The sequence below is a fragment of the Pareuzebyella sediminis genome, from assembly GCF_008367235.1.
GTDB classification, from domain to species: Bacteria; Bacteroidota; Bacteroidia; order Flavobacteriales; family Flavobacteriaceae; genus Pareuzebyella; species Pareuzebyella sediminis.
Window position 1 is genome coordinate 14,528 of sequence record NZ_VTZS01000004.1, and the last position, 14,565, is coordinate 29,092.

The 14,565-nt window shown below is 40.7% G+C and carries 16 protein-coding genes; 1 reads left to right on the top strand and 15 read right to left on the bottom strand.

Features of this window, described 5'->3' with window-relative positions:
• Positions 1-123: 123 nt before the first annotated feature.
• From F2B13_RS14215 to F2B13_RS14235, 5 genes are all read right to left on the bottom strand, one after another.
• On the bottom strand, positions 124-372 hold the full coding sequence (locus F2B13_RS14215; RefSeq protein ID WP_149304484.1) for a toxin-antitoxin system YwqK family antitoxin: 249 nt from the start codon (positions 370-372) through the stop codon (positions 124-126).
• A 32-nt stretch (positions 373-404) separates the two neighbouring features.
• Entirely contained in the window at positions 405-1,043 is a 639-nt protein-coding gene (locus F2B13_RS14220; protein ID WP_149304485.1) for a YdeI/OmpD-associated family protein, read from the bottom strand.
• A gap of 134 nt (positions 1,044-1,177) precedes the next feature.
• Positions 1,178-2,098, bottom strand: a complete 921-nt coding sequence (locus F2B13_RS14225) for an AraC family transcriptional regulator (RefSeq protein ID WP_232625242.1) — start codon at positions 2,096-2,098, stop codon at positions 1,178-1,180.
• Positions 2,099-2,350: 252 nt separating this feature from the next.
• The gene (locus F2B13_RS14230; RefSeq protein ID WP_149304486.1) at positions 2,351-3,535 is read right to left on the bottom strand and encodes an alginate lyase family protein; all 1,185 of its coding nucleotides are present in this window, start codon (positions 3,533-3,535) and stop codon (positions 2,351-2,353) included.
• A gap of 86 nt (positions 3,536-3,621) precedes the next feature.
• The gene (locus F2B13_RS14235) at positions 3,622-4,329 is read right to left on the bottom strand and encodes a VIT1/CCC1 transporter family protein (protein ID WP_149304487.1); all 708 of its coding nucleotides are present in this window, start codon (positions 4,327-4,329) and stop codon (positions 3,622-3,624) included.
• Positions 4,330-4,498: 169 nt separating this feature from the next.
• On the opposite strand from F2B13_RS14235, the gene F2B13_RS14240 reads away from it, so the two are divergent.
• Positions 4,499-4,987, top strand: a complete 489-nt coding sequence (locus F2B13_RS14240; protein WP_149304488.1) for an SRPBCC family protein — start codon at positions 4,499-4,501, stop codon at positions 4,985-4,987.
• Here the strand turns inward: F2B13_RS14240 and F2B13_RS14245 are convergent.
• The 10 genes from F2B13_RS14245 to F2B13_RS14290 all read right to left on the bottom strand — a co-directional run bounded on the left by F2B13_RS14245 (position 4,984) and on the right by F2B13_RS14290 (position 14,331).
• Positions 4,984-6,213, bottom strand: coding sequence for an RNA polymerase sigma factor (locus tag F2B13_RS14245; RefSeq protein WP_149304489.1), 1,230 nt, complete (start codon positions 6,211-6,213; stop codon positions 4,984-4,986). The genes F2B13_RS14240 and F2B13_RS14245 overlap by 4 nt on opposite strands.
• Positions 6,206-6,535, bottom strand: coding sequence for a YciI family protein (locus F2B13_RS14250; protein ID WP_149304490.1), 330 nt, complete (start codon positions 6,533-6,535; stop codon positions 6,206-6,208). Before F2B13_RS14250 ends, F2B13_RS14245 begins: the two co-directional genes overlap by 8 nt.
• Before the next feature lie 235 nt (positions 6,536-6,770).
• Positions 6,771-7,088, bottom strand: coding sequence for a hypothetical protein (locus F2B13_RS14255; RefSeq protein WP_149304491.1), 318 nt, complete (start codon positions 7,086-7,088; stop codon positions 6,771-6,773).
• A 418-nt stretch (positions 7,089-7,506) separates the two neighbouring features.
• The gene (locus F2B13_RS14260; protein ID WP_149276460.1) at positions 7,507-8,121 is read right to left on the bottom strand and encodes a MarC family protein; all 615 of its coding nucleotides are present in this window, start codon (positions 8,119-8,121) and stop codon (positions 7,507-7,509) included.
• Positions 8,122-8,394: 273 nt separating this feature from the next.
• Positions 8,395-8,817: a hypothetical protein gene (locus F2B13_RS14265; protein WP_149304492.1), complete on the bottom strand. Its 423-nt coding sequence runs from the start codon at positions 8,815-8,817 to the stop codon at positions 8,395-8,397.
• Positions 8,818-8,986: 169 nt separating this feature from the next.
• Positions 8,987-9,439, bottom strand: coding sequence for a hypothetical protein (locus F2B13_RS14270; RefSeq protein WP_149304493.1), 453 nt, complete (start codon positions 9,437-9,439; stop codon positions 8,987-8,989).
• Positions 9,440-10,291, bottom strand: coding sequence for a hypothetical protein (locus F2B13_RS14275; protein WP_149304494.1), 852 nt, complete (start codon positions 10,289-10,291; stop codon positions 9,440-9,442).
• 99 nt (positions 10,292-10,390) lie between these two features.
• Positions 10,391-10,678, bottom strand: coding sequence for a hypothetical protein (locus F2B13_RS14280; protein WP_149304495.1), 288 nt, complete (start codon positions 10,676-10,678; stop codon positions 10,391-10,393).
• Positions 10,679-10,783: 105 nt separating this feature from the next.
• Complete coding sequence (locus tag F2B13_RS14285) at positions 10,784-11,671, bottom strand: nSTAND1 domain-containing NTPase (RefSeq protein ID WP_149304496.1); 888 nt, start codon at positions 11,669-11,671, stop codon at positions 10,784-10,786.
• 467 nt (positions 11,672-12,138) lie between these two features.
• A complete protein-coding gene (locus F2B13_RS14290; protein WP_149304497.1) occupies positions 12,139-14,331 on the bottom strand; it encodes a heavy metal translocating P-type ATPase in 2,193 nt (730 codons plus the stop codon).
• Positions 14,332-14,565 lie beyond the last annotated feature (234 nt).

Below are 14,565 nucleotides of genomic sequence, written 5' to 3' on the forward strand. Positions count from 1 at the left end.
CAGGAGGAGTATCTAATTAAATAACGTCGCCAAGCTTTGTTTTTTGTGGTAGGTCTACAGCGGTTTGCGTATGGTGCGTATCCCTAAGGGCATGCGCTATTCTTCTAGGGGGCCGTTCTTTTTTTATTTTTTTGTGACTTTATATACGTTGCCCTCTTTGTCATAAGTAGTCCATTCGCCTACGGGTTCGCCTTTTTCAAATGCTCCGGATCGTTTTATAGTTCCATCCAGACGATACCACTCCCAATATCCTTCTGGTTGGTCATTTATGATTTTACCTTTTGACCAAATGGTCGCTCCGTTGGCATGATACTTAATCGTATACCCATCGACTATCTCACTTTTCTTTGGGTCGTTTTTATTTGTTTTCATTACTCAGTGGTATTAATGATATCGGTAGGTTTTTATCTTTTCATGGATTTATAGTGGTCATGTAATCCTATTCCCGACAATATCATAGGCTCACACTTTTCAATCCTAGATATTCTTGTCTTCGATTGCTTGGGTTGTGAAAAATAAAGAATATAACCTCTCTGTCTTCCAGGCGTCAGTGCTTCAAAGGCGGTTTTCAAAATCGGGTCTTTTTCCAATTTTGCGTCAAACTCCTCTGGTATGGGTTCGGGATTCTTTTTGAATTGAATTTTTAGTCCAGCTTTTTCAACCTCGATAGATTCAAAGATATAAGCCCTTATGTCATCTTCGATAGTAATAATTTCATTACTGCTTTTAAACTTAAAAAGCCTTACTGCCTGTGAATTTGGGCCAGGTTTCACCAATAGGTTTTTGTCGTCACTCAGCAAGGATCCTTTAAAAAAGCCGATACTACAATATTCTTTTAGGGCACTTACCATAAGAATATTTTTGTTCTGAAAAGTGTAGCAAGGAACGCCCCATTTAGATTCTTCTGTCAGCCCACAGGTAAGGACTATTTTTCTCAACAGCTCCAGTTCTGAAGTCCAAGTATGCACTTTACATTCAGGTGTGCCTCCGAGGGGACATCGGCCGCAACCTTCCTTAAAATAGTTGTCGACAGATTTATTCATTTTTCTTTAAAAACAGTTTCAAACTCTTCAACAATCATTTTATTCATTGTCTCTTTTTTTAATTGCCACCAACGTTTTAGGTATGGTGCGTGTCCCGTAGGACATGCACGATGCCCGTTGTTGTACAGCATTTTTTATTCAATTGGAATATAAAAATCAACTATGAATTTATTTTCAGGATGCTCCCTGTAATCATTGTGATATATTTCAAATGGATTTTCATTACTCTTTTTATATCCGTTTTCATTCATCCAAATAAAGAGACTTGTCCAAGATTTCTCAAATTCGATAGGCTTGATTTCAAAATGTCCGACAATACATCTTCCTCCTCTAATGGTCAGTTTGTTAACCTCTCCCTCCGTTTCAAAAGGTTCATTTGTTGTCAAAAATATGCTCATACGAACTTTATCAGGTGCCGTGACTTTAAAACTGTCGTAAAAGACTCTTCCCATTTTAGCTTCTGAATTGTTTAGTAAGCCTTTTGGTATGGCCCACTTTGTAAGCTTTTCAAAAGCGTTTTCAATTCCGTTTACTCCAACGTGTGTTACTCCCGCAAGATTCAATTCAGGTGTTTCCTTAATTTCAATTTTTGCATTCATTTCTATCCATTTCTTTAGTTTATTAATGATGCAAATGTATTTTTCGGGGTTAGGATATTCTTGTCCGTTCTTGCTTTTAAGTTGACGAATCTTGCTATGTCTATTCGGGTTTTCCTTGATAAATCTTGTTGGACTTATTCCAAAGTACTTTTTAAAAGTTCTTGAATATGAAGAATTATCACTAAATCCATATGTATGGGCTATTTCTGTTGTCGTGATGTTTTTATGCAGTAAATCCAAAGCTGATTTTTCAATTCTTCGCCTTGTCACATATTCATTTAGCGTTTCTTCAGTAACAAATTTGAAAACTCTATGAAAATGAAATGGAGAGAAAAAAGCAATTTTCGAAACGGTGTCCAATGACAAATCCGATTCCAAGTTTTTGTCAATGAATTCAAAAACCCGGTTAATTCGATTTTTGTAATCGGTCTCTATTTCTTTATCCAATATTTTCATTTGTGATCAAATGCGGAACAACCTAGATATATGATCATTGATGCTTATCCATTAGCTCCCTAAGATACTATAAAACCCTTAAACCCTTACGGGATGGGCTTAGTGGATGCCAAGGGGGAATAAAAAAAGGGCTTGGTCCCACAGCCTTGGTGCACCCCAAAATGGCAGTGGTTCCCTACGGTTTGGCCGGGTGGGCCATCACAAACGAGCGGGCCGAACCCTCTGGAATTACAACAACAATAAAAGCACGATTCAGAGGTCGGCAGTAGCGAGCCAAATCAAAGGATTTCGAATGGGTACGTTTCTTTTAACCTCGAAGATGTCATAAAAATGGGACTCCTTTTTCCAAAGGTCAAAGTAATCGGGCTTGTGCAATGCTATGGCCCCGAACAGCATGGACGGATGTGCCACGGGCCATTGCTCCCAATACATCACATCGGGGGCTAGGGGCCATTTGTTTTTATGTTCAATGAAGGGTGCCATAAACTCCAATCCGAGTGCAATGGATTTATTAGTGTCGGTGGTGTACGCCCAAAGGTCGTGCGAGGTATCGGAAAGTATCCAACAATTCATAACCATCGCATCAAGGTTGAAGAGCGAATAGCCATAGGGTTTGGTGCGCTCCAGTTCAAGAGGAAAGCTTCCGTCATCGGCCATTTGATTCGGCAAAAGGTTGTTTTTATAGTTCTCCCTACACAACGAAAGAATACGGTCGTTCTTTGTAAAAACGGCGTATAGTCCCACTTGCATGTTCCAGCATGTGCCATGGTTATTGGGGTGAACCATCTCGTCTTTACCATACGGGTGGGTGGTGAGCCACGTTAGAAATTCGGAAAACCATTTTCTATAGCCCGCCATGCTTTCGCCATCGATCAAGCCATAGTGCTCCAAAACGATCAACGATTGCACCACCTCCATAAAGTGTATTCCGTCTATGATGCCTATGCCCCTACCGGAATGCCTTCCCTTTATGGCCTGGGCATACAGCAAATGAGGGTTCATTCGGGTACGTTCATCCAGAAACCAAGCATTACAGTGGTTCAATACCGCCTCTGCATAGAGGGGGTCTTTCGATATTAGATAGGCGGAAGTAAGAGTGCCCACGATCTCGCTAAAGCGAAGTAAGGCTTCCCGATGTGCCGTAAAATTATTCGGATTGGTCAACCCATCCCGACGCACATAAGGACCCTCGAGATCAGTGGAATCCGGCCACCAATAATCCCCCTCCGAGTAAAAATCATGAAGGCCTCCGGAACTACGCGCACAAGAGTAGGAGGTAACGGTCTTGGGCACTTCGTCCACCCATGTGTGGGCCATCGACAGCACGGAATCCTGTAAAATCGCATAGACTTGGGTTTTAGGATCATTTTCCGTGCTAGAGCAGGCCAAAATCATGCAGCCCACTATTAGTAGAATCGTACCTCGTATCGTTTTCATGGGATGTCGTTGAAATTTCATTTTCAGCACTGGGCGATGACGGTGCCATGACCCAAGGCCCGCTATCCTTCTTTTAGCATAAATCCTTATACTTGAACACCGAAGAGATAGCCCACCAAGGCCGAAAGCCCCATGGCGATGGTACCCCAAACCGTAATTCTAAGGATGGCTTTCTTAATACTTGACCCTCCGGTTTTTGCCGCCGTGGCACCTAAAATCATTAGAAAAATGATCGTTGACGCATACAGCCAATATTCCATTTGGGGTATGGGGGCAAAAAGAATCACCGCTAGGGGCAAAACGCCACCCACCAAAAAGGAAGCACCGGACGCCAATGCGGCCTGAATGGGATTGGCCTTGGTTATTTCATTGATACCCAGTTCATCCCGTATGTGGGTGCCCAAAGCATCTGCTTCGGTCAGTTCTTGGGCCACCAGCATTGCCGTTTCACTTTTCAACCCTCGTTGCTCATAGATTTGCGCCAAGATGTGCAACTCTTCTTCCGGCATTTCCAGCAGTTCCTTTTTTTCTCGCTCGATATCCGCTTTCTCCGTATCGGTTTGTGAACTTACCGACACATACTCTCCGGCGGCCATCGATAAGGCACCTGCCACGAGTCCGGCCACTGTAGCCAACACAACCGGTTCCCGTGTGGCACTGGCCGCGGCCACCCCGATCGCCAGACTCGATACGGAAATAATACCATCATTGGCTCCCAAAACAGCGGCCCGTAGCCAATTGCTTCGGTGAATATAATGGCTATCCATATAATTATCGAGGGTCACTTTTTTCATTTTGTACCAGTCATTTTGAAATCACCATAAAATTACCAAATAGTTTTGAACTAAAATTGGACCGACAAATCGCTATTTATCTAATACATTTTGAGTACCTGGCATTCTTATATTAAATACCTGTCCTATTTCCATTTTCTTATTTGACATTATAGAAACAGCACACAAAATGGGCAAAGCAGTTCTGAGAATGGAAAAGGGAGCGACTATTATTGCTTCCGTAACAGAGATTAACGCATCAAAAGAAAAGGTTTGGGAGGTACTAAGTCCTATTGGTGACATTGAAAAATTCCACCCCCTAGTTAAAAAATCACATGCTATTTCCACTGTAAAAAGTGGAATGGGTGCAAAACGGCATTGTGAGTTGCTGCCAATGGGTCAAATGGTGGAAGAGGTTGTGCAATGGGATGAGGGCAGTTCGTTTATTTTGCAAGTGATCGGAGGAAAAATGCTTCCTCCCTACCGTTTTATGGAAGGAAAGGTCGATTTAATTGAAATTGGAAAAAAAACTAAAGTTACGTTCTCATTTTCATACCAGTTGAAATACGGAATTCTTGGAAGATTGATGAATGCTTTATTGATCAGACCGCAGTTTAAGAAAGCACCTCCCCAATATGTAGCAGGGTTGAAAGAGTATGTAGAGAAACTCGACCGTTAATTTTGCAGTTTGCGTCTGATCAGGGCTTTTTCGGCCGGTATTTTTGATATTCGAAGAGCAGTTTCAAAAAAAGGGACTGCTTTTTCATGATGTTGCAATTGTGTATAGAAAAGACCAATTGAGGTGAAGTAATGTACATTATGTTGTAGTTCGGGTTCATTTTTTAACGCTAGGAGATCGGATAGCGCTTCTTCTCGGTTTATCCCATAAAATTTAGCAATGATTTTGTTGAAGGTAATGATGATACTGGGGTTTAATTTTTCAAGAATTACGTACTGTTGGTAAATGCTTTCCCAATTGGTTGATTCAAAACTATCGGCCAAACAGTGTTCTGCTGCTATTCCTGCTTGTAAGTGGTAGCTACTAACCTCATTACTTTTAGTAGATTGAAGTAATTGGTTCATTCCTTTAGCGATTAGTTCTTTACTCCACAATTTCCTGTTTTGCGCGGCAAGGATAACAATTGCCCCTTTTTCATCCATTCTACTTTCGAAACGGGCAACACAAAAATACATTAAAGCCAATAATGCTTTGGCTTGTTGCGAGTTGGGAAAAGAAGCTATCACCTCCTCTAACAAACGGATGGATTCAAAACATAGATCCATTCTGATTATTTTCTCACTATGGGAAGAGTAGTACCCTTCGTTAAATAATAAGTAAAGGGTATAAAAAACACCTTCCAACCTTTTTTGCAGCGCACCATCCTTGGGAATTTGATAGGCAATCGTACCGTCTCTAAACTTCTGTTTAGCTCTGTAAAGCCTCTTGTTGATGGTAGATTCGTTCGTCAATAAAGCGTTTGCAATTTCACTTACCGTAAACCCACATAAGGTTTTCAATGCCAGTGAAATTTGAGACTCCTTGGGCAACGTAGGGTGGCAACATGTGAAGATCATCCTCAGGGTACTGTCCTTCTCCACAGAACTACCTGTACTGGATAAAGATTTGCCTATTAGGTTCGGAGCTATTTTAGATTGAAAATTTTGGTGTCGCTTTAAGAAATTAATGGTTTTCTTTTTGGCAACATCCATCAACCAACCTTCCGGATTATCAGGAATAGATCGTACACTCCATTTTTCCAAGGCTTCAATTAACGTATCTTGTACGATATCTTCAGCGATCTCTACCTCTTTCAATCCAAAATAGCGCACTAATATAGCCACGATTTTGGCGTGATTATGCCTAAAAAAATGTTCGGTCAATTGATTTGGAGAAGCTTTATTCATGAGCGATCATTGGTCTCACATACATTTCAAAATAATCTAGGAGTGGAGATGAGTTGGAAATTTCAACGGCTTCATCCAGATTGCTCGCTTTTATAATTATAAAACCTGCAATAATTTCTTTAGCTTCCAAAAAAGGACCATCCGTAGCTATTTCATCCTTTTTAGTGAGGTGGGCCCCTCGTCTTTCTAAACGATTATCCGTAACATAATGGTCATGAATCGTTGTCACCCATATTCTATAAGCTTCTAATCGCTTTTGAAGCTCTTCGGGTGAATAGTCCAATTCTTTTTTCCCTTTCAAAAGAATCAAGTATTGTTTCATTACTATACTTTTTTCAAAACTGGTTTAAGAAATTAATACCCATGAATAGGGTCGGTACTTGTTTCATTTAATTAGCGGAATACCGGTATATAAACAAGGAAATTTGCTCATGGCAACAAATGTTTTTCTACCAATATACGGTGTTTTTATAACGGCCGGAGGGAAGACCTGATTTAAACGTTTTGCTTGCTCCCCTTGTAACCCAACAAAGCAAGATATAAATACTTTTGATACATCATAGTTCGTTTTTTAGTACGCCGAGCGCTCTTTTTGTGAGAGGCTCCCATTGCTCTTTACCCGTAAAAGGAACTTCGAACCAACCGTGTAAGGCCCCCCGATTTTTGAACGGATTAAATACTTGTATATCTATACCAAGACTGTCCGGGTCAAACTCTTTTCCCAGCTTGAATACCATTCGTTTCTTTCGGGAGAAAAAGGCAAATACTTTTCCTTGATAGGTGATAGCTTCGGAACGCATCATTTTTCCGGTTCTAATTTCTGGGGATGTTAAGCAGAATCGTTCCCTAATTTCGTTGAAATATTGTTCTTCCATATTGTCTTTTTATAGATGTCAATTGAAAGTTTCAAATTAGGACCGTGGGCATTCTGCCCGTGGCCAACGACCTGCTTCATGCCGTTAGGTGATTGCTATGGAAATATAGTAAAAATCGTCAACTATAAAGTGGCTATCTGTCTTTCCATAAGATCCACTTTATAGTTCTCCGGCCGCAGTGCGCTGCGCGACACCGGCCTAAGATTTTACGGTATTTGGAGTATAAATTATGGGGTCCAATGGGTTTTCGGAGCGTGAGAAAGCCTCCGATTACCAAAGTGCGAGGAAGGCACCGTCGCGCGCTTGCAGCTACGCCCCAACGGAACATCCCTCGTATTTTCAGAAGGTCTGTACCGCACTTGATTCAGTAGGGGCAGGAACCATCCATTACCTGGCGCCCCGATGGTACTTTTGGTTTCTATAGATCGAAGGTTAATTTGATTCCTTCCGTAACCATTCCGGTTCCGATGATGGCAAGAATGAGTCCCATTAATTTGCCGATGACCGAAATCAGGTTAGTGCCCACTTTTTCTACTATTTTTTCACTAAAAGCAAAGGCCAGATACGTTAGAAAAATAAGTAACGCAAAAATGGCAATGACGATTCCGATATGTACAAAATCGGCATGGGTAACACTGTTCATCGCGGTTACAATAGTTCCGGGTCCCGCTAATATAGGAATCGCCAATGGGGAAATAGCCAGGTTATTGGGATTACTTTCTTCGTTGTTCCGATGTATTTTGGACTTTCGGGACATCAGCATTTCAAAACCCACATAAAAGATCAGAATGCCCCCTGTTATTTTGAAGGCCGGAATGGTCAGCCCAAAGAGCTGAAATATATATTTCCCCGCAATAACAAAAACGAGCACGATCAAAAAAGCGGTCAAGGTACCGGTGCGGGCAATTTGCTTTTTGCTTTCTTGCGTTTCGCCCTCTACAAGGCCCAAAAAAATGGGGGTATTGGCAATGGGATTCATAATGGCAAAGAAGCCCATGAATACGGTCAGCGCATACGTAACTAGGTTTTCCATGGGGTTAATCTACAAAATAGTACGGTTATTTCGATGAGGTCCACGTCGTTCGGGCGTATAAAGCCACCTCATAAGACACCACTTACCTTGGCAGCTACACCCCGACCGAAATGTATCCGGATGTTCAGAACGTCGGTGCCGCACTTGGCTCAGCAATGCGATGCAAGGTACATCAAAACAAAAAAAAGGGAGGTAAGCAAAAGGGAAATAGTAACGAAATTTAGAGCACCGGACCAGGACTTTTTATTACGGCCATTGTTGTACGTTCGTTTTTTATAGTTCGTTCTTTTTCAATCCATAGTTTTTACTTAAAAAAAGAAAAGCAAATCCTAAAATCACTCCGATGGTTCCAAATAGCGCATCAGAGGTGTCGGGCGTATTCAAAAATGGAAGTAGAAACTCAATAATCAGGTTTACCGATACGATACCTATTCCTATGATAGTTATGTTTTTTACTGTCAAACCAAACATGATACCTACGTATCCAATAGAGATGTATAGGATAAAGGAAAGTGAAAAATTTGAGATATGACTATAAAAATCAGGCATTACCTCTAGAAATGAACCTATTCTGATAGGTTCAACGTTTCTTCCGAAGAATAATATCAGGCTGACCAACACTAGCAATGGATAACTTAATGCCGTCCAAATTTTTGGAACGTAGGTTAACGATTTAAATAGTTTGTCTACTTCCATCTATCTATTCCTTGACTACGTAGAATTTCTTAAGTGCCGTACTTGGTTTAGCTATGCAGAACAAGGTACATCAAAACAAAAAAAGGGGGAGGGGAGAGCTAAATGAAAATAGCAATAAGATTTGGAGCACTGGACTAGGGCTTTTTATAGGAGGCATTATTGGCACTAGTTATTTGTTATTTTTATTCATATTTTGTAATTCCTCTATCACAACAAAAACAGCTTTTCCTGTATCCCAAAGTATAGTAACTGAATAAATTAATACAGTTGTCAGGATAACATTTCCAATATCTCTCTTGTATAAAAAGTCAATTTTGTTACTATCTAAAAGTAAAAGTGTAACTACACTCGAGCAAATTAGGATTATTTGTTCTAAAAGTGATGCTTTCATTTCCCTAATTGTCGAGGAAAAGTCGAATTTCGGATAATCAACTACAATGTCTTGGATTTTAGAAGCTATTAACCCTAAAGTCGCTGTATTGATAGCTAAAAGTGTCAATAGCAGTCCAATTATGTTTTCTTTGAGATATCTAAATAAAAAATCTGATTCCAAGAATTTTCCAAGGAATGTGATTATTATTCCTAGAACAATGTAAAATGATAAGTTTTTTATAGTATTCAATTATTCAACTATGGTTTTATACAATTTAATTACTTGTTCAGCGGGTCCTTCAATATCAAGTTCTTTAACTTGAAAGATAACCGGATTTTCTTTTGTATTTAATTGTTTTCTTATGTTTTTGACTTTTAGTTTTATACTTCCTGCGCCTTCTGAAGTATAGTCAACCAAACCCTTTACATCTTCATTGTCTTTAGAAATATTCTCCAACGTCCCTTTTTTTGGGGCTTTTATTGTGATGTGACTTTCGTGACTATTAGTGTTGTCTGCAAAGTTCTTAAATACTTTGGGTAAACTGCTTGAAATATTTGCAAGATTTGGCTTAATAAATTCAAAATTGATATAGGTAATTTCATTTTGATGTTTCCCAACATAACTCCAAAACTCTACTTTGTCATAAAGTGCTTCTAATTCAATGTTTAGACCATATTTTTCAAGGTCTTTTCTAAACACTTTTTTCAAAATATTCTTTACTACGTCAGGGTTGCTAAATGCATCTGTATTATCGCTAATAGCAATTTTCTGAACGTCTGATTTATTATTAAAAATGACATAAACATATGGTTCATCATCAATAACTAAGTTTTCAAAATTTTGAGTTATCGTAGTAGTCTTTTTTTGAGCTAACTTAAAAAGATAGTAGTCATCTTCGTAATGCTCAAATTTTAGTGGATGGTTATTATTTTTAGAATCAACGAGATTATCTAAAACCTTTCCAAAAAATTCGTTTTTCCTTAATTTGATTTCATCAATTGTGAATTTTTTGTTTTCAAATAAGTCAATTTGCCTATTGGCTGTTTCAATAGGTAAAAGATGATACCTATAAATGTGAAAATTGATTAGTTTGTCATCCATTTATTTCGGTTTTTCATAATTATTGCCAACGGTTTGGCTATGAACATTAGCGTCCCGAAGAGCGCTATTGCCTATAGGTTTTGTTGTGCTTAGTTTTAATTAACAATTATCACTTTTCATTCTAATAAATATTTTAAATACTGTATCAGTAAATTCTAAATAATCTTTTCCAATACTATTCAGTATTTGTTCATAATTCTCACTCTCTTTATGTCTAAAACTTAAGAGGTATTTAATTACATTCTTAGGATTTTTGATTCCTATATTTGCGCAATGTTTATGTATTTCGCTTCGTTTTATTCTTTGGGGAGTCATACCGGCAAGGGCCTTCAACACAATTTCACGCTCTTTGTCTTCACCAATAATTGAACAATATAAGGTATCCAACTCAGGTTCATATTGCACTAATTTTTCTAATCCTTTGAGAAGATGTTGATTGTTTATAGTTCCTTTAGATTTAAATCCTTTTAATTCAGCAAATTCGTCAAGGGCTTATTGACCACAGAGCTGAACGAAATATGGGAATCCAGCAGACATATCAAAAACAATCTTTCTAACTTTACTATTAAAAGATATCAAATTGTGATTATTTTCTTCAGCTAAATCAAAAATATTATTGACCTCTTCTTCGGTCATAGGTGTTATCTTTATCCTGCCTTGATATAAAAGTCTGTTAACTGATTTATGCCCTTCTATTAATTCGGAATAATCTGATGCAATACCTGATATTAAAAATTTCACTTTTCCTTTTGATAGAGCTTTCATTAAGCTAGCTAGTTTACTTTTATTCTCAACTAAGTCAAACTCGTCAATTACAATTAATAGTTCTTCTTGTTTTTGTAATATTTCATTTTGAATTGTTAAAACCACGTTTGTGAAGGTTTCTATTACTGATTTCTCTTCGATGGCTTTTTCTATGCGTTTATCTGTGGAAGTTGACGAAAGATTTAAAAGTTTTAGGAGGCCAAGACCCACACTATCGGTTGATTGTTGTTCTGTTGAAGTTAATCTTGTTTTTATTATTTTTTTTAAGCCCTCTGGACTAGTTAATATTCGTTGTAAAATTTGCTCAACATTTTGAGTCCCTGAATCACAAGTTATAGAAGCAATCTGATAGTTGAAAAAGTCTTTATTATATTTTTTATGTAAGCCATGCTTATGGATTAAATAGGTATTTCCTTCTGCTATCATTCTAATCATAGCAACGAAAGACGATTTTCCTATACCTCTTTCCCCATAAACAATTACGCTATTTCCTTTTCTGCTTAAAGCTTGTAAGGCTCTTTCAATATCAGATTTTCTTCCGGAGAACCATTTTGGGTCATCAATTTCATGACCGGGGAAGAAAGTATTATTTATATCAATTGTTTTTGTAAACATGTATTATTTTATTACACACACCTTGTTTAGTTCCCTATAAAATATTTTTAGCCCTCAAATTATGTCGTTAAACGATGATTCATTCGACTTTTAGTTGACGGGAGCGGCCCTCTCGATTTACCTATAAAAAGAGGTCCTGAGCCGTTCTACGGCCACAGGTATCAGGTAGTTCTTGAGCAGAAAGTGGGGCAGGCCTAAATATAGGGGGTTTTACGACAGCGTACTTACGGTTTTCTGTAACCGCATAAAATGGGCTAGTACTTTTCTCTTTCTTGGCATTTCTTAACCACACCTTTACCTAAAAAAGGGCTGTCCGCACGGGGCGTACTGTTCGGCGCTTTGTAGAAAACCAATGAATCTTTGGAGCTATTATCAGCCCACTATTGTTGCTATTTGTGGCGTACCGAGCGAAGGGCGGGCATACCTAGTCGGGCTCGTTAATCCGGTCAGCCGGGGCGGCCTTATGGTTAGACCTCATATTTTAAGAGCCTCAAGGCGTTCAACACGACCAATAACGTTGAACCCTCATGCCCTACTACGGCGGGCCCTATGGCAATACTTCCTATGATGGTAAGCGGCACTAAAATAGCCACCATGCCCAAACTTATGGCTAAATTTTGTTGTATGATCTGTTTCGCTTTTCGACTTAAACCGATAACGAACGGTAGATTATCGAGTTTATCGGCCATCAAGGCGATATCGGCCGTTTCGAGGGCCACATCTGAGCCGGCCGCCCCCATGGCAATACCAACCGTACTCTTGGCCATGGCGGGGGCATCGTTGACCCCATCACCGACCATGGCCACATTGCCGAGCTGTTTTTTTAATGCTTCGATGGCATGTACCTTGTCTTCGGGAAGTAGACTGCCCATAGGGTCGGTAATGCCCAGGTCGTCGGCAATGGCATCTGCGACTTTTTGGTGGTCTCCGGTCAACATGACCATTCTTTTGATGCCCATATCTTTTAGCGTGGCCAGAGTAGCCCGCGCCTCTTTACGAGCGACGTCCATGACCGCAATAATACCTAGATAGCGCTTGTCTTGACCCACGATCATGGCGGTTTGCCCCCGTGATTCAAGGGCCGCCATTTTTTCATCGATTTCCTGAGGTACTTTTTCCCCGGTCCATTCTTCAAAAAGCCTGCGGTTTCCGATATGAACCGTAGTACCCTCCACTTCTGCTTGAACCCCTCTCGCCGTCAATGCTTTTAAGTTTATCGCTTTAGGGATAGGTACATCGTTCAATTCTTTGGTGCCACCGTCGACAATGGCTGCCGCCAAGGGATGGTCGCTCAAGCCTTCAACGGCGACCGCCGTTTTCAAGAGATGGGTTTTTTGAACAGCTCCGAACGGAATCACGCTGGTCAACATGGGTCTTCCTTGGGTGAGCGTTCCTGTTTTGTCAAAGGCAATGGCTTTTAGTCCGCCTAAATCCTCCAGAGGGCGCCCGCCTTTGATCAGCACCCCTTGCCGGGCCGCACGGGCAATCCCCGCCAAGACGGCACTGGGGGTTGAAATGGCCAAGGCACAGGGCGATGCGGCTATGAGCACCGACATGGCGCGATAAAAACTTTGCTGAAAGGTTTCGTCAAGAACAAGAAAAGCGAACATTAATAAAATCACCAAGACCAGCACCAACGGCACATAGTACTTTTCAAATTTGTCGGTCAGGTGTTGTGTGGGCGACTTTTGGGTCTCGGCCTCTTTGACCAAGGTAATAAGGCGTGAAAGGGTGCTGTCTTTCGCATGCTTCAGCACTTTGATTTCCAAAACCCCGCTACCATTGATGGTGCCCGCAAAAACCCGATACTCCGGAAGCAGTGCATCAATGGTCTTGTCCTGCCAGTCCGGACATGGCCGTTTGTCTACCGGCATACTCTCCCCGGTGATGGACGCTTGGTCGACAGGGCTTGTACCTTCAATGACCACGCCGTCCGCTGCAATTTTCGAATTGGGTTTGACCACAATAATATCCCCAATTTTGAGCTGTTCGATAGGCACTTCCGTCAAGGTACCCTGGTGCTTGAGCAACGCCACCGGAGGGGCCAACTTCGACAGGGCCGCGATGGATTTCCGTGCGCGGTTCATGGCATAATGCTCCAGGGCATGCCCCAAGCTGAACAAAAACAGCAATAAGGCGGCTTCCCCCCATTTTTCCAATAGGGCGGCTCCTACCGCCGCAAAAAGCATCAGAAAATCTATTTCGAACTTGCCCCTCAATACATCTTTCCCCGCCGTAATAAACGTAAAAAAACCGCCGAACAAAGCGCCTACGATAAAGAGTATGGTAGCCGTACGGTCGGCAATTTGGGGAATAAAGGAAACGATCAGGCCCAACAACCAAAAGATACCACTGATCACGGCAAAATAAAGCTCAGTGTTCTCGCCTAAAAATAAAAGTCGGGAAGACATTTGATGGTCGTCGTCGGTCTTGACATCCTCAGGCGTACCCTTGACTTTTTGAATAGCATACCCCACCTCCTGTATGGATTTAATAATTTCATCTTGAGAGGTTTGATCCACATCCCATTTCAATTGCACAAAACCGGAGGTGGAAACCGATACCTCGCTAATACCTTTTCTTTTGGTCAAGATATGCTCAAGCCTTCGAAGCTTACGGGCATGTTTAATCTCATTGAGTTGAATTCGCAGTGTCTTCATGGATGGAAAGTACGCTGAATAGTTTTATATCGTAGAATCTATGTTGAGGATGGAGAACATTTTTTTGAACGTGCCGTTACCGGAAACCACAAAATAGCGAATTCAGGGGTAGCTGCTATGCAAAGGGTCGGGCTGCCGGCCGCGTTACTTTCGTATCTCATTATCTATGAATAAAGATAGGGAAACTTTTGATGCATACCTCCACCCGATAAATCCCGCAGGGTCAGCAATGAG